We start from the raw sequence: 15652 nt of genomic DNA on the forward strand, positions 1-15652 counted from the left end.
GGCAGGCTGAATAGCGGCGAACTATAGCACCGCTGACAGCCCCGCCCCAAGGCCATGGAACGAGTCGTTCAGGCCAATGACAGGCTTTGATGGCAATTGATGAGGCAATCGAAAGGGTGAGGCTTTCTTCCATTGCAGCTATAATCGCCGCCTTTTAATCAGGCATTGCTTTTCGACATGAGCCAATCCAGCGAGCTGATCCAATCCGCCCAGCGTACCTTGCGCCTGGAACTCGAGGCCGTAGAAGGCCTGGTGGCCCGTCTCGACGCCAATTTCGTCAAGGCCTGCGAACTGATCCTGGCCAGCAAGGGCCGGGTCGTGGTGGTTGGCATGGGCAAGTCCGGGCACATCGGCAACAAGATCGCCGCCACCCTGGCCAGCACCGGCACGCCGGCATTCTTCGTGCATCCGGCCGAGGCCAGCCACGGCGACATGGGCATGATCACCCGTGACGACGTCATCCTGGCCCTGTCCAACTCCGGCAGCACCGCTGAAATCGTTACCTTGCTGCCGCTGATCAAGCGCCTGGGCATCCAGTTGGTCAGCCTGACCGGCAACCCGGACTCGCCCCTGGCCCAGGCCGCTGAGGTCAACCTCGACGCCAGCGTTAGCCAGGAAGCCTGCCCGCTGAACCTGGCGCCCACCTCCTCCACCACCGCGGCGCTGGTGCTGGGTGACGCCCTGGCCATCGCCCTGCTTGAAGCACGCGGTTTCACCGCCGAAGATTTCGCCTTCTCGCACCCCGGCGGTGCCTTGGGCCGTCGCCTGCTGCTGAAGGTGGAAAACGTGATGCACGCCGGCGACGAACTGCCGCAAGTGCAGCGCGGCACCCTGCTCAAGGACGCCCTGCTGGAAATGTCTCGCAAAGGTTTGGGCATGACCGTTGTCATGGAAGCCGACGGCACCCTGGCCGGGATCTTCACCGACGGCGACCTGCGCCGCAGCCTGGACCGCAACATCGACGTGCACACCACCCTGATCGACCAGGTGATGACCGTACACGGCAAGACCGCCCGCGCCGACATGCTCGCCGCCGAGGCCCTGAAAATCATGGAAGACCACAAGATCAGCGCCCTGGTGGTCGTCGACAAGCACGACCGCCCCACCGGCGCCCTGAACATGCATGACCTGCTGCGCGCCGGCGTGATGTAACAAGAGAGCCTTAAAGATGACCCAGGACCTGATGCAACGCGGCAAGGCCATCAAGCTCGCCGTCTTCGATGTCGACGGCGTGCTCACCGACGGCCGCCTGTACTTCCTTGAAGACGGCAGCGAATTCAAGACCTTCAACACCCTCGACGGCCAGGGCATCAAGATGCTCATGGCCTCGGGCGTGACCACGGCGATCATCAGCGGGCGCAAGACCCCGGTGGTCGAGCGCCGGGCGAAGAACCTCGGAATCCCGCACCTGTTCCAGGGCCGCGAAGACAAATTGGTGGTTCTCGACGGCTTGCTTGCCGAACTGGGCCTAAGCTATGAGCAAGTCGCCTACCTGGGCGACGACCTGCCCGACCTGCCGGTGATCCGCCGGGTAGGCCTGGGCATCGCGGTGGCCAACGCCGCGCCGTTCGTTCGCCAGCACGCCCACGGCGTGACCCAGGCACGCGGCGGCGAGGGGGCGGCGCGCGAGTTCTGCGAACTGATCATGCAGGCCCAGGGCACCCTGGACGCTGCCAACGCCAACTACCTGTAAGGCTGCCCATGTTCAGCAAGAAAGCCCGCAATATTGCGCTGCTCGCGGCGACCGCCGCCCTGCTGGTGGCAATCGGCTACTGGAATGTCAGCCCGGAGAGCTTCCTCGACCAGCCCGTGGCCCAGGTCGACGAAAGCGCCATCGACTACTACGCGATCAATGCGCACAGCGTGCAGTTCCTGCCAGACGGCAAGCTGCAGTATGAAATGACCGCCGACAAGGTCGAGCACGTCAAGGCCACCGAGGTCACCCTGCTGACCACGCCCGACCTGCACATGTACCGCGGCACCGAGTACCCCTGGCACGTGCAGAGCGTGCGCGCCGAGGTCAACCCGGACGGCACCCAGGTCGAGTTGATCGACAACGTTCGGGTGGCCCGCACCGACGAAAAGAAACGTGACACCATCATTACCAGTTCGCGCATGACCGTGTTCCCGCAGAAGCAATATGCGCAGACCGACCAACCCGTTAGAATCGACGGCGCCGGTGGCACGACTACGGGCACAGGAATGAAAGCGTATTTGAAAGAAAGCAAGATGGACTTGCTCTCTAACGTAAGAGGACAGTATGAGGCTCGTTAAAACCCTCCCCCTTTTGCTCAGCCTGAGCGCAGCAGCACTGGGAAGCGCGAGCGCCTTCGCCCTGCCGAACGACCGTGACCAGCCGATCCGCATCCAGGCCGACAACGCGCACCTGGACGACAAGCAAGGCGTGGCGACCTACACCGGCGACGTGATCATCACCCAGGGCTCCATGATGATCAAAGGCAACACCGTGACCATGACCCGTGCCGCCAATGGCGACATCGACGTGGTGACCTCGGTGGGCAACCTGGCCTACTTCGAGCAGCAGCAAACCGCTGCCAAGCCCGACAAGATGAAGGGCTGGGCGGTGACCATCCAGTACCAGGCGCAGAAGGACACCGTGATCCTCACCGACCGCGCCAAGGTCGAGAACGAAGGCAACACCACCGAAGGCGAGAAGATCGTCTACAACACCAAGACCCAGGTTGCGACCGCCGGTCGTGGTGGCAACGTGACCCAGCCACGTCAGCGCATCGACATGGTGATCCAGCCGAAGAAGAAGGCCGAGTAAATGGCAACCCTCAAAGCCCAGCACCTGGCCAAGAGCTACAAGAAGCGACAGGTCGTGCGCGACGTCAGCCTGTCGATCGACAGTGGCCAGATCGTTGGCCTGCTCGGCCCCAACGGCGCCGGCAAGACCACCTGCTTCTACATGATCGTGGGCCTGGTCCAGGCCGACCAGGGCCGCGTCCTGATCGACAACCTCGACGTCAGCCACCAGCCCATGCACGGCCGCGCCCGCGCAGGCATCGGCTACTTGCCGCAGGAAGCATCGATTTTCCGCAAGCTGTCGGTGGCCGACAACATCATGGCCATCCTCGAAACCCGCAAGGACCTCGACCGTGACGGCCGGCGCAAGGAGCTGGAAAGCCTGCTGCAGGAATTCCACATCAGCCACATCCGCGACAACCTGGGCATGAGCCTTTCCGGTGGCGAACGCCGCCGCGTCGAGATCGCCCGCGCCCTGGCCACTGCACCGAAGTTCATCCTGCTGGACGAACCCTTTGCTGGCGTCGACCCGATTTCCGTGGGCGACATCAAGCAGATCATCCACCACCTCAAGGCCAAGGGCATCGGGGTGCTGATCACCGACCACAACGTGCGTGAAACCCTGGATATCTGCGAAACCGCCTATATCGTCAACGACGGCCAACTGATCGCCGAAGGCGATGCCCAGACCATTCTGGCCAACGAATTGGTCAAGGAGGTCTACCTGGGCCACGAGTTCCGACTCTGACCCCGGGACGCGCCCGGAGCACTGGTAATCCCGCCCGATGGGGGCTTAAGTTGTTACCGTGCTCTAGGCAAACGCTACAATTTGAGGCATAAAACTTGCTTGAATTTGGCGCCGCGGCGCCCTCGTGTAGTGGATGGCGCATGCGCGCCGGCGAACAAGGTATTAAGCCCCTGCCATGAAACCATCGCTCGTCCTAAAAATGGGCCAGCAACTGACGATGACCCCTCAGTTGCAACAGGCCATTCGCCTCCTCCAGTTGTCGACCCTGGACCTTCAACAGGAAATCCAGGAAGCGCTGGAGTCCAACCCGATGCTCGAACGTCAGGAAGACGGCGACGACTTCGACAACAGCGACCCGATGGCCGACAACGCCGAGAACAAACCGGCCGCCGAAGTTCAGGACACCAGCTTCCAGGAAAGCACTGCCAGTGCCGAAAACCTCGAAGAGGGCGAGTGGAGCGAGCGCATTCCCAACGAGCTGCCGGTCGACACGGCCTGGGAAGACATCTACCAGACCAGCGCCAGCAGCCTGCCGAGCAACGATGACGACGAGTGGGACTTCACCACCCGCACATCGGCCGGCGAAAGCCTGCAAAGCCACCTGCTGTGGCAGTTGAACCTGGCGCCGATGTCCGACACCGATCGCCTGATCGCCGTTACCCTGATCGACAGCATCAACGGCCAGGGCTACCTGGAAGACACCCTCGAAGAAATCTGCGCAGGTTTCGACCCCGAGCTGGACATCGAGCTCGACGAGGTCGAGGCCGTGCTGCACCGCATCCAGCAGTTCGAGCCAGCCGGCGTCGGCGCGCGCAGCCTGGGCGAATGCCTGCTGCTGCAACTGCGCCAACTGCCCGCAAACACGCCATGGATGACCGAGGCCCAGCGCCTGGTCACCGATTTCATCGACCTGCTCGGCAGCCGCGACTACAGCCAGCTGATGCGCCGCATGAAGCTCAAGGAAGACGAGCTGCGCCAGGTCATCGAGCTGGTGCAGAGCTTGAACCCGCGCCCGGGTTCGCAAATCGAGTCGAGCGAGCCGGAATACGTGGTGCCCGACGTGATCGTGCGCAAGGACAGCGAGCGCTGGCTGGTCGAGCTGAACCAGGAAGCCATTCCGCGCCTGCGGGTCAACCCGCAGTACGCAGGTTTCGTGCGCCGCGCCGATACCAGCGCCGACAACACCTTCATGCGCAACCAGCTGCAGGAGGCGCGCTGGTTCATCAAGAGCCTGCAAAGCCGCAACGAAACCCTGATGAAGGTGGCCACGCAGATCGTCGAGCACCAGCGCGGTTTCCTCGACCACGGCGACGAGGCCATGAAGCCGCTGGTGCTGCACGACATCGCCGAAGCGGTGGGCATGCACGAGTCGACCATTTCCCGGGTCACCACGCAGAAATACATGCACACCCCGCGTGGCATCTACGAACTGAAATACTTTTTCTCAAGCCACGTCAGCACCGCCGAAGGCGGAGAATGCTCGTCCACGGCGATCCGCGCGATCATCAAGAAACTGGTTGCGGCGGAAAATCAGAAAAAGCCATTGAGTGACAGCAAGATCGCTGGTTTACTGGAGGCACAAGGCATCCAGGTAGCCCGTCGCACCGTCGCCAAGTACCGCGAGTCCCTCGGCATCGCACCGTCGAGCGAGCGCAAGCGACTGATGTAGCCCCTGGATGTGCCACAGCGTTTGCGGGGCAGGTGCAACACCTGCCTCTTTATGCACGGGCAACAAAGGAGAAGCTGTATGCAAGTCAATATCAGTGGACAGCATGTAGAAGTCACCCAGCCACTGCGCGATTACGTGCTTGAAAAGCTCGCCCGCGTGGAAAGTCACTTCGACAAGATCACCAACGTGCAGGTCATCATGAAAGTTGAGAAGCTGCAGCAGAAGGTCGAAGCGACCCTGCAGATTCCCGGCGGTGAAGTGGTTGCCAACGCCGAACACGAAGACATGTATGCAGCGATCGACGCCTTGGCCGACAAGCTCGACCGCCAACTGAAAAAACACAAGGAAAAACAGCAAAGCTTGCTGCAAGGCGCAGCCGCCCGCTGATCCCTCTCACCCATGATCCGACTTGAAACCATCCTGACCCCCGGCCGTTCCCTGGTGAACGTGCCGGGCGGCAGCAAGAAGCGCGCCCTGGAAAAGGTCGCTACCCTGATTGCCGAGCAAGTGCCCGAGCTTGCGATGCAAGACGTCTTCGAAAAACTCATCGCCCGCGAAAAGCTCGGCTCCACCGGCTTTGGCAATGGCATTGCCATTCCCCACTGCCGGCTCGAAGGCTGCGCCGCACCGGTGAGTGCCCTGCTGCACCTGGATGCACCGATCGACTACGACGCCATCGACGGCGCCCCGGTCGACCTGCTGTTCGTGCTGCTGGTGCCGGAAGCGGCCACCGATGCGCACCTTGAACTGCTGCGCCAGATTGCCAGCATGCTCGATCGCAAGGAGGTTCGCGATCGCCTGCGTGCCGCCGTCAGCAGCGAGTCCCTGTACCAGGTTGTCCTGGACGCCCAGAACGAGCACTGAACATGCGCCTGATCATCGTCAGCGGCCGGTCCGGCTCCGGCAAGAGCACGGCCCTCGATGTACTGGAAGACAACGGCTACTACGTCATCGACAACCTGCCGGCCGGGCTGCTGCCGCAGTTGGCGGAAAATGCGCTGATCAACACCGAGCTGCTGCAGCCGAAGGTGGCGGTCAGCATCGATGCGCGCAACCTGCCCAGCCATCTGTCGCGCTTCCCCGAGCTGCTGGAGGAAGCCCGTGCCCGTCATATCCAGTGTGATGTGCTGTACCTCGATGCCGACGAGGACACCCTGCTCAAGCGCTTCTCGGAAACCCGCCGGCGCCACCCGCTGACCAACGCCGACCGCTCGCTGGCCGAGGCCATCCGGGTAGAAACCGAACTGCTGGGGCCGATCGCCGACCTTGCCGACCTGAAGATCGACACCACCAACCTCAACCTGTACCAGCTGCGCGACTCGATCAAGCTGCGCCTGCTGAACCAGCCCGAGCCTGGCACCGCGTTCCTGGTCGAGTCGTTCGGCTTCAAGCGCGGCATGCCGGTCGATGCCGACCTGGTGTTCGACGTTCGCTGCCTGCCCAACCCCTACTGGAAGCCGGAATTGCGCGAGCATTCGGGCCTGGAGCAGCCGGTCATCGACTACCTGGCGGCCCAGCCGGATGTCGAGGAGATGTTCAATGATATCTCCAGCTACCTGCTGAAATGGTTGCCGCGCTTTGCCGCCAGCAACCGCGCCTATGTCACCATCGCCATTGGCTGCACTGGCGGCCACCACCGCTCGGTGTACATCACCGAACGCCTCGGCCAGCTGTTGCAACAGTCTCTGAAAAACGTCCAGGTCCGTCACCGCGACCTCTAGCCCACAGGATCCACCCCACCATGCCCGCCCGCGAAATCACCATCATCAACAAGTTGGGGCTGCATGCCCGGGCGGCAGCCAAGTTCGTTGGCGTGGCCGGCAAGTTTCCCTGCCAGGTTCGCGTCGGCCGCGCACCCGACAAGCTGGTGGACGGCAAGAGCATCATGGCGGTGATGATGCTGGCCGCCGGCAAGGGCACCCAGGTGCACCTGTTTACCGAGGGCGAACAGGACAACGACGCCCTGGAAGCCTTGGTGGCTCTGATCAACAACTACTTCGACGAAGGCGAATAAGCGCCGCAAGCGGCGCATCGCGAGCTGCGCTCGCTCCTACCAGGCCTGTGTGTATCCTGTAGGAGCGAGCAGAGCTCGCGATGCGTCCCGTCAGGACATCGCTGTGTCCATCACCATCATCAGGCAAAAGCCGATGCACAGCCCCAAGCTGGCCAGGCGGTGATGGCCGTTGCTGCGCGACTCGGGAATGATCTCCTGGGTCACCACCAGCAACATCGCCCCCGCCGCACAAGCCAGCCCCAGTGGCAGCAAGAGTTCGGCAACGTTCACCAGCCACGCACACACCACGGCGGCCAGCGGTTCGACCAGGCCGGACGCTGCGCCGATCAGGAACGCATTGAACCGCGGCATGCCCGCCCCCGCCAGCACCAGCGCAATCACCAGGCCCTCGGGCACATCCTGCAAGGCAATGCCCATCGCCAGGCTGTCAGCATCAGGCATGCCGCCACCGGCAGAAACGCCAATGGCCATGCCTTCGGGAATGTTGTGGGCGATGATGGCGATCACGAACAGCCAGATGCGCGCCGCGATCACCGGCTGGTTCTCGCTGCCAACCAAGGCCTCTGGCGAGGCGCCGGATACCTTGAGGTCGACCAAGAACAGGCACAACGCCCCGAACAGCAGGCCGAAGCTGATCAAGCCGCCGGCGCCCCATTGGCTGAAACCGATCGCCTGGGCCGCATTGAGCCCAGGAATAATCAGGGAAAAGGCCGTTGCCGCCAGCATGACTCCCGCGCCGAAACCCAACAGGGTGTCGGCCAGGGCCACCGGCATGTTGCGAATCACCAGCACCGGTACTGCGCCCAACGCCGTACCCAGCGCGCACAATGCACCGCCCTCAAGGGCACGCAACATGCGCGGTTCAAGGTCCAGCCAGGCGATGCCACGCGCCAGCAGCAGCGCAGTGCCGGCCAGTAACAGCAAGGTACCCATTGCCAGCCGGAACAAGCGCACACTGCTGACAGACATCACCTCGGAACGCATACCGGCAAGGCTCACTTCAGGGCTTCGTGGTAGCGCTGATCCACATGCGCCCAGTCGATCACGTTGTAGAAGGCACCGATGTATTCCGGGCGACGGTTCTGGTACTTCAGGTAGTAGGCGTGCTCCCACACGTCCAGGCCCAGGATCGGCGTGTTGCCGTGCATCAATGGGCTGTCCTGGTTACCGCTGCTCTCCACCACCAGGGTTTTCTGCGGGGTCACGCTGAGCCAGGCCCAGCCGCTGCCGAAGCGCGTCAGCGCGGCCTTGGTGAAGGCGTCCTTGAAGGCCTCGAAACCACCCAGCTGGGCATCGATGGCCTTGGCCAGTTCACCTTGTGGCAGGCCACCGCCCTTGGGCGACATGACAGTCCAGAACAGGCTGTGGTTGGCATGGCCGCCGCCGTGGTTGGTGACTGCGCCGCGCAGGTTTTCTGGCAGCTGCTTGACCGCGCCCACCAGCTTTTCCACCGGCCAATCGGCCCATTCGGTGCCCTCGATGGCCGCATTCAGGCCATTGACGTAGGTCTGGTGGTGCTTGGTGTGGTGGATTTCCATGGTTTGCGCATCGATGTGCGGCTCCAGGGCATCGTAGGCGTAGGTCAGTGCAGGCAAGGTATGTGGCATGTCAGTGGATTCCGTAGGCTTGGGTTCTGGGTGGCGAGTCCGGCTGTGCAGCGAGTTCGCTGGCCTCGGCGCCCTGGCGGTTGAGCAGGCGCTCGGTACGCGGGTACTGGCCGTACTCGGCGATGAAACTCAGCAATTCGGTGTAGGTACGGCTGCTGTGGCGCAGGGCAGCGTCACGCAGCGCTTGCGGCAGGCGCGCCTCCTGGCTGGCCTGGAGCAGGCGCTGGTGCGCCGAGCACAGGTAGTCGGCGCTCTCGTGCGGCTGGTTCAGCCGCAGGTGCAGGTCGGCCAGGTTGTGGTGGGAGATGACCAACGCGGCCACCGCCTCATCAACGTCATGCCAGCGCTCGAAGAGCACCTGGGCCAGGGCCAGGGCTTGCAGGTAGTGCTCCCGGGCGTCGACCCACTCACCTTGTTCGAACAGGCGGTTGGCAGTGTCGGTGGTGCGTTTCCAGTGCTGCATGACGTGTGTTCTCCTGAGCGCTGGCGCGGATCAGATGCCGCCGGCGGTGAGTTTTTCCGGGTCCAGCAGCGCTTGGAGCTGGTCACGCGACAGGTCGGTGTGCTCCAGTGCCACATCGATGATCGGCCGGCCCTGCTTGTAGGCGGTCTTGGCGATCTCGGCGGCTTTCAGGTAGCCGATGATCGGGTTCAATGCGGTGACCAGGATCGGGTTGCGCGCCAGGGCTTCCTTGAGCTTGCCTTCGTTGACCTTGAAGGTAGCGATGGCCTTGTCGGCCAACAGGCGGCTGGCATTGGCCATCAGCTCGATGCTTTCCAGCAGGTTGCGGGCGATCACCGGCAGCATCACGTTCAGCTCGAAGTTGCCCGACTGGCCGGCCACGGCGATGGTCGCGTCGTTGCCGATGACCTGGGCGGCGACCATGGCAGTGGCCTCCGGGATCACCGGGTTGACCTTGCCCGGCATGATCGAGGAGCCAGGCTGCAGGCCTTGCAGCTCGATTTCACCCAGCCCGGCCAAGGGCCCCGAGTTCATCCAGCGCAGGTCGTTGGCGATCTTCATCAGCGCCACGGCGGTGGTCTTGAGCTGGCCGGACAGCGCCACGGCGGTGTCCTGGGAGCCGATCAGGGCGAACAGGTTCCTGCCGGGGGTGAACTCGACCTGGGTCAGGCCGCTGAGCTGGCGGGCAAAGCCTGCAGCGAACTGTGGGTGGGCGTTGATGCCAGTACCCACCGCAGTACCGCCCTGGGCCAGCGCCTGCAGGCTTGGCAAGGTGGCTTCGATGTGAGCCTTGGCCGCGTTGACCTGTGCAGCCCAGCCATCGAGCACCTGGCTCATGCGCACTGGCATGGCGTCCATCAGGTGGGTACGGCCGGTCTTGACGTACTGGTGCACCTGCGCCGACTTGGCCTCGATCACCTGCACCAGGTGGCCCAGGGCCGGCAGCAGTTGTTCGTGCAGGGCCAGGGCGGCGCTGACATGGATGGTGGTCGGGATGATGTCGTTGCTGCTCTGCCCGCAGTTGACGTGGTCGTTGGCGTTGACCGGCTCACCGAGCACGCGGCTGGCCAGGGTAGCGATGACCTCGTTGGCGTTCATGTTCGAACTGGTGCCGGAGCCGGTCTGGTAGACATCCACCGGGAAGTGCTGGATGAAATCCTCGGCCAGCAGTTGCTCCACCGCCTTGACGATGGCCTGGCCCTGCCCTGCCGTCAGCTGCTCCAGCTCGACGTTGGCCTTGGCAGCGGCGGCCTTGGCCAGCAGCAGGGCGCGGATGAACTGGGCCGGCATGCGCTGGCCGCTGATCGGGAAATTGTCGACCGCGCGCTGGGTCTGGGCACCGTACAGGGCCTGGGCCGGCACCTGCAGTTCGCCCATGCTGTCACGCTCGATACGGGTATCACTCATCATCAAATCCTTGCATCAGTTCATCGGGGGAAATCGACGGCAGCAGTTGGCAGTTGGCCAACTGCAGGGCGTAGGGCTGCCAGCGCTGGTTCTGTTCGCGGCGGTCGAGGTTGCGCAGGTCGAGCAATGGCCGCCAGGCCTGGTCCAGGCACAAGCACCGCCAGTGCCACGGCAGCATGCGGTCGCAGGCGGTATCCAGCAGCAGGCGGAAGGACGTCAGGGCCACGGTCCATGGCGAGGTTTCGGTGCAGCACACCAGGTAGCGGCCTTCGGCCAGGTAGTGCTCGATCAGGCGCGGCTCGTCAGGTTCGAGGGCGCAACGAATGCGCCGGCTGAGCCAGCGCCAGTTTTCCAGGTAGGGCAGTTCGCGCAGGACGGGTTTCATGAACATCATCGCCGAGTTACTGGATAATGATATTCATTATTAAGTGATAAACGTAATCACTTCAAGTGGGCGAATGCAAAGAAAAAACCCGGCGCGATGGCCGGGTTGGGGTTCATGCAGTATTTGCATGGGCCTCTTCGCGGGTCAAGCCCGCCTGTTAGGAGCGGGCTTGCCCCGCGAAGAGGCCCGAACAGGCAACCGATCAGCTACCCGCCACCGTCATGCGCTCGATCAGCACCGAGCCTGTGTGAATATTGCTACGGGTTTCAAGATCACTGCCAATCGCCACGATCTGCTGGAACATGTCCTTCATATTGCCGGCGATAGTCACTTCCTGCACGGCGTGTTGAATCTCGCCGTTCTCGACCCAGAAACCTGCCGCGCCGCGCGAATAATCGCCGGTCACCATGTTCAACCCGTGCCCCATCAGTTCGGTCACCAGCAAGCCGCGGCCCATGCGCCGGATCAACGCCGCCTGGTCCTCGACGCCATGGGTGACATACAAGTTATGTACGCCCCCGGCATTGGCCGTGCTCGGCAGGCTCAGCTTGCGCCCGGAATAGGTGCCCAGCAGGTAGGACACCAACTCACCCTTGTCGACGAACGGTTTGGCGTAGGTCGCCAGGCCATCACCGTCGAACGCGGCGCTGCCCAGCGCACGCGGGATATGCGGGCGCTCGTCGAGGGTCAGCCAGCTGGGGAACAGGCGCTGGCCAATGGCGCCGTCGAGGAACGACGATTTGCGGTACAGGTTGCCGCCGGAAATCGCCGACAGGAAGCTACCGAACAGGCCACCGGCCAGCTCGGCCGAAAACAGCACTGGCACCTCACACGTCGGCACTGGCCGCGCGCCCAGGCGGCTGGCAGCACGCTGGGCAGCGCGCACACCGATGCTGCGCGGGTCGGCCAGTAACTGGCCCTGGCGATTCACGTCGTACCAGTAGTCGCGCTGCATCTGCCCGTCGCCTTCGGCGATCATCACGCAGCTCAGGCTGTGCCGGGTCGAGGCGTAGCCACCGATGAAGCCATGGCTGTTGCCATACACACGGCAGCCCTGGTGGGTGTTGAGGGTGGTGCCATCGGCATTGAGGATGCGCTTGTCGGCATCGAACGCCGCCGCTTCGCAGGCCAGCGCCATCTCGATGGCCCTTTCCGGCTCGATGTCCCAGTCGTGATACAGGTCCAGGTCCGGGATGTCACGGGCCATCAGGGCGGCATCGGCCAGGCCGGAGCATTCGTCTTCGGAGGTGTGCTTGGCAATGGCCAATGCTGCGGCCACGGTTTCGCGGATAGCGTCAGGGCCACTGGCCGAGGTGCTGGCCGAGCCTTTGCGCTGGCCGACATAGAGGGTGATGCCAAAGCCCTGGTCACGGTTGAACTCGACCGTTTCGACCTCGCGCTGGCGCACCGTGGTGGACAGGCCCTGCTCCAGCGACACTGCCACCTCGCAGGCACTGGCGCCTTGCTTGCGGGCCTCTGCGATGATCGCCTCGACCTGCTCCTGCAACGCCGGCAGGTCCTTGGGGCCTACGCTCTGGACTGCACTCATGGTTTTCTCCACTCAAATTCTGCGTTCGGCTGAGGGTCATTCAGCGACCGGGCCGGACAAGCGGCCCCCGACTGGTTATCATGGCGACGATTTCTAGCGGACTGCCACCATGGTTGATTCATACGACGCCTTCGACGGCGAAAAAAGCAAAACCCAGATCAAGCGCGAGCTGCATGCGCTGGTCGAACTCGGCGAGCGCCTGACCACGGTCAAGGCCGATACCCTGGCACGCCTGCCGCTCACCGACGAGCTGCGCAAGGCCCTGGCCGACGCCAGCAAACACACCGCCCACGGCGCACGCAAACGCCACATGTCGTTCGTCGGCAAGCTGATGCGCGACCAGGACCTGGATGCCATTCACGCCGTGCTGGAGCAGATCGACAGCTCCAGCCGCCAGTACAACGAGCGCTTCCATAACCTGGAGCGCTGGCGCGACCGCCTGATCGACGGTAACGACGAAGACCTGGAGCGGTTCGTCAACGACTACCCCGACACCGATCGCCAGCAACTGCGCTCGCTGATCCGTCACGCCCAGCATGAAAAAGCGCGGAACAAGCCGCCTGCCGCTGCGCGCAAGGTGTTCAAGTACATCCGCGACCTCGACGACATGCAGCGCGGCCTGCGCTGATACTGCCCCGGGGCTCTGTAGGCGATCCCCTGTGGGAGCGGGCTTGTCGAGGCGTCGAACCGCCGCGAAGCAGGCGACGCGGTGCAAGCCCGCCTCTACAAAGGCCCCGGTAGCCATCAGGCGCCGGTTCCGCCTACGGTGATCGCATCCAGTTTCAAGGTTGGCTGGCCGACGCCCACCGGCACCGACTGCCCATCCTTGCCGCACGTACCCACGCCACTGTCCAGTGCCAGGTCATTGCCGACCATCGACACCCGGCTCATGGCCTCCGGGCCGTTACCGATCAGGGTCGCGCCCTTCACCGGTGCGGTGATCTTGCCGTCTTCGATCAGGTAGGCTTCGCTGGTCGAGAAGACGAACTTGCCGCTGGTGATGTCCACCTGCCCACCGCCCAGGTTGGCGCAGTAGATGCCCTTCTTCACCGAGGCAATGATTTCCTGCGGGTCGCTTTCGCCTGCGCGCATGTAGGTGTTGGTCATGCGCGGCATGGGCAGGTGCGCGTAGGATTCGCGGCGCCCGTTGCCGGTGACCGCCATGCCCATCAGGCGTGCGTTGAGCTTGTCCTGCATGTAGCCCTTGAGGATGCCGTTTTCGATCAGCGTGGTGCATTCGGTCGGCGTACCTTCGTCGTCGACGCTCAACGAACCACGGCGGCCTTCCAAGGTGCCGTCGTCGACGATGGTGCACAGGCTAGACGCGACCTTCTCACCAATGCGCCCACTGAACGCCGAGCTGCCCTTGCGGTTGAAGTCGCCTTCAAGGCCATGGCCCACCGCCTCGTGCAGCAGCACACCGGACCAACCAGAGCCCAGTACCACCGGCAAGGTGCCTGCCGGCGCCGGGACCGCCTCAAGGTTCACCAGCGCCTGGCGCAAGGCTTCACGGGCATAGCCCATGACCCGCTCTTCGGTGAAGAAGCGGTAGTCGGTGCGCCCGCCCCCGCCCTGCCCGCCGCGCTCGCGGCGGCCGTTCTGTTCGACGATGACACTGACGTTGAAGCGCACCAGCGGGCGCACGTCAGCCGCCAGGCTGCCGTCGGCGGCGGCGATCAGGATGCGCTCCCAAACCCCGGCCATGCTCACGCTGACCTGCTGGATGCGCGGGTCGAGGGCGCGGGTGGCGGCGTCGACACGCTTGAGCAGTTCGACCTTCTCGGCGCGGCTCAGCACGTCCAGCGGGTTGTCCGGCGCATACAGTGCGGTCACGTCCTGGCTGCGGAAGGCCTGCACCTTGCCATTCTGCCCGGCACGGGAAATCGAACGGGCGGCACGCGCCGCCGAGGTCAGCGCTTCGAGGTTGATGGCGTTGCTGTAGGCGAAGCCGGTCTTTTCACCGGACTGGGCGCGCACGCCCACGCCCTGGTCGAGGTTGAAGCTACCCTCTTTGACAATGCCGTCCTCCAGCGCCCAGGTTTCCGAAATCTGGCCCTGGAAATACAGGTCGGCGGCGTCGATACCGGGGCCCGCCAACTCGCCCAGCACAGCCTGCAGGCTGTCCAGGGTCAGTCCGCCCGGGGCCAGGAGCTGTTCGCTGACGGTGGATAACATCTGGCTCATAGTCACTCCGAGGTGTGCGCAGGCCGCAAGGCGTCCTGCGAGAAAAAGCGCCGGTGCGAGGTGACCGGCATGCGCGCCCGAATGGACGCCTGTTCATCAATGTCGCGCTCGGCAAGCAATACCGCTTCACCGTGCGCCTGTTCGGCGACGATGCGCCCCCAAGGGTCGACGATCGCCGCATGGCCGTGGGTTTCCCGTGGGCCAGGGTGGGTTCCGCCCTGGGCGGCAGCCAACACATAGCACTGGGTTTCAATGGCCCGCGCGCGAACCAGCACTTCCCAGTGCGCCGCCCCCGTCACCGCGGTGAAGGCGGCCGGGGCCGTGATCAGTTCCGCGCCGGCACTGCGCAGCGCGCTGTACAACTCGGGAAAGCGCAGGTCGTAGCACACGCTCAACCCCAAGCGCCCTACCGGCGTGTCGGCCACCACCACCTGCCCACCGTGGGCATAGTCGTCGGACTCACGATAGCGGCCTCGGTTGTCGGCAACGTCCACGTCGAACAGGTGCAGCTTGTCGTAGCGCGCCACCTGCTCACCCTGGTCGTCGATCAACAACGAACAGGCATGGGCCTTGGCGTATGGCTGGCCCTGGGGCGGCAGCGGCAATGTCCCGGCGACTATCCATAATCTGAGGTCGCGGGCCGTGCGTTTCAACCACGGCAGGATCGGCCCTTCACCCAGGGCCTCGGCGCGGCCGATCAGCGCCGCGTCCTTGCGCCCCATGGCCGCGAAGTTCTCCGGCAGCACCGCCAGCCGCGCGCCACCCAGTGCCGCCTGTTCGAGCAGGGCGCCAGCACGCTGCAGGTTGCCCAGCACATCGTCCTGGCTGACCATCTGGATGACCGCTGCCTTCATGGGCAC

The 15652-nt window shown here is 63.9% G+C and carries 19 protein-coding genes; 11 read left to right on the forward strand and 8 right to left on the reverse strand.

What is annotated here, in order from left to right:
• Positions 1–177 precede the first annotated feature (177 nt).
• From F3J45_RS08945 to F3J45_RS08990, 10 genes are all read left to right on the forward strand, one after another.
• Complete coding sequence (locus F3J45_RS08945) at positions 178–1152, forward strand: SIS domain-containing protein (protein ID WP_167060508.1); 975 nt, start codon at positions 178–180, stop codon at positions 1150–1152.
• A 16-nt stretch (positions 1153–1168) separates the two neighbouring features.
• On the forward strand, positions 1169–1693 hold the full coding sequence (locus tag F3J45_RS08950; protein WP_167060511.1) for an HAD family hydrolase: 525 nt from the start codon (positions 1169–1171) through the stop codon (positions 1691–1693).
• Positions 1694–1701: 8 nt separating this feature from the next.
• Positions 1702–2274, forward strand: coding sequence for an LPS export ABC transporter periplasmic protein LptC (gene lptC / locus F3J45_RS08955; protein WP_167060514.1), 573 nt, complete (start codon positions 1702–1704; stop codon positions 2272–2274).
• Positions 2261–2788 (forward strand): lipopolysaccharide transport periplasmic protein LptA, encoded by a 528-nt coding sequence (gene lptA, locus F3J45_RS08960; RefSeq protein ID WP_060511296.1) that lies wholly within the window; start codon positions 2261–2263, stop codon positions 2786–2788. Before lptC ends, lptA begins: the two co-directional genes overlap by 14 nt.
• Positions 2789–3514 (forward strand): LPS export ABC transporter ATP-binding protein, encoded by a 726-nt coding sequence (gene lptB / locus F3J45_RS08965; protein WP_167060517.1) that lies wholly within the window; start codon positions 2789–2791, stop codon positions 3512–3514.
• A gap of 175 nt (positions 3515–3689) precedes the next feature.
• Positions 3690–5183, forward strand: coding sequence for an RNA polymerase factor sigma-54 (locus F3J45_RS08970; protein ID WP_167060519.1), 1494 nt, complete (start codon positions 3690–3692; stop codon positions 5181–5183).
• Positions 5184–5261: 78 nt separating this feature from the next.
• Positions 5262–5570, forward strand: coding sequence for a ribosome hibernation-promoting factor, HPF/YfiA family (hpf, locus tag F3J45_RS08975; protein WP_003255135.1), 309 nt, complete (start codon positions 5262–5264; stop codon positions 5568–5570).
• Between the two features lie 12 nt (positions 5571–5582).
• A complete protein-coding gene (gene ptsN, locus F3J45_RS08980) occupies positions 5583–6047 on the forward strand; it encodes a PTS IIA-like nitrogen regulatory protein PtsN (protein ID WP_167060522.1) in 465 nt (154 codons plus the stop codon).
• 2 nt (positions 6048–6049) lie between these two features.
• On the forward strand, positions 6050–6904 hold the full coding sequence (gene rapZ / locus F3J45_RS08985; protein WP_167060525.1) for an RNase adapter RapZ: 855 nt from the start codon (positions 6050–6052) through the stop codon (positions 6902–6904).
• A 20-nt stretch (positions 6905–6924) separates the two neighbouring features.
• Positions 6925–7197, forward strand: coding sequence for an HPr family phosphocarrier protein (locus F3J45_RS08990; protein ID WP_167060528.1), 273 nt, complete (start codon positions 6925–6927; stop codon positions 7195–7197).
• 90 nt (positions 7198–7287) lie between these two features.
• Here the strand turns inward: F3J45_RS08990 and F3J45_RS30305 are convergent, their stop codons facing one another.
• The 6 genes from F3J45_RS30305 to pmbA form a co-directional block, all read right to left on the reverse strand.
• On the reverse strand, positions 7288–8196 hold the full coding sequence (locus tag F3J45_RS30305) for a ZIP family metal transporter (RefSeq protein WP_205300449.1): 909 nt from the start codon (positions 8194–8196) through the stop codon (positions 7288–7290).
• Entirely contained in the window at positions 8193–8804 is a 612-nt protein-coding gene (locus tag F3J45_RS09000; protein WP_167060531.1) for a superoxide dismutase, read from the reverse strand. Before F3J45_RS09000 ends, F3J45_RS30305 begins: the two co-directional genes overlap by 4 nt.
• 1 nt (position 8805) lies before the next feature.
• Complete coding sequence (locus F3J45_RS09005; RefSeq protein ID WP_167060534.1) at positions 8806–9267, reverse strand: hypothetical protein; 462 nt, start codon at positions 9265–9267, stop codon at positions 8806–8808.
• Positions 9268–9297: 30 nt separating this feature from the next.
• The gene (locus F3J45_RS09010; protein ID WP_167060537.1) at positions 9298–10674 is read right to left on the reverse strand and encodes a lyase family protein; all 1377 of its coding nucleotides are present in this window, start codon (positions 10672–10674) and stop codon (positions 9298–9300) included.
• Complete coding sequence (locus tag F3J45_RS09015) at positions 10667–11059, reverse strand: hypothetical protein (protein WP_205300017.1); 393 nt, start codon at positions 11057–11059, stop codon at positions 10667–10669. Before F3J45_RS09015 ends, F3J45_RS09010 begins: the two co-directional genes overlap by 8 nt.
• A 202-nt stretch (positions 11060–11261) precedes the next feature.
• Positions 11262–12608: a metalloprotease PmbA gene (pmbA, locus tag F3J45_RS09020; RefSeq protein WP_167060543.1), complete on the reverse strand. Its 1347-nt coding sequence runs from the start codon at positions 12606–12608 to the stop codon at positions 11262–11264.
• Positions 12609–12717: 109 nt separating this feature from the next.
• Between pmbA and yjgA the strand changes: the two genes are divergently transcribed.
• Positions 12718–13236 carry a ribosome biogenesis factor YjgA gene (gene yjgA, locus F3J45_RS09025; RefSeq protein ID WP_167060546.1) on the forward strand — a complete coding sequence of 173 codons (519 nt, stop codon included), beginning with the start codon at positions 12718–12720 and terminating at the stop codon, positions 13234–13236.
• A gap of 116 nt (positions 13237–13352) precedes the next feature.
• On the opposite strand, the gene tldD is transcribed toward yjgA, so the two are convergent.
• Both tldD and F3J45_RS09035 read right to left on the reverse strand, forming a co-directional pair.
• Complete coding sequence (gene tldD / locus F3J45_RS09030) at positions 13353–14792, reverse strand: metalloprotease TldD (RefSeq protein ID WP_167060549.1); 1440 nt, start codon at positions 14790–14792, stop codon at positions 13353–13355.
• A gap of 2 nt (positions 14793–14794) precedes the next feature.
• Entirely contained in the window at positions 14795–15646 is an 852-nt protein-coding gene (locus F3J45_RS09035) for a carbon-nitrogen hydrolase family protein (protein WP_167060552.1), read from the reverse strand.
• Between the last annotated feature and the right edge of the window lie 6 nt (positions 15647–15652).

Source organism: Pantoea sp. Ap-967 (assembly GCF_011752565.1).
Classification (GTDB): domain Bacteria; phylum Pseudomonadota; class Gammaproteobacteria; order Pseudomonadales; family Pseudomonadaceae; genus Aquipseudomonas.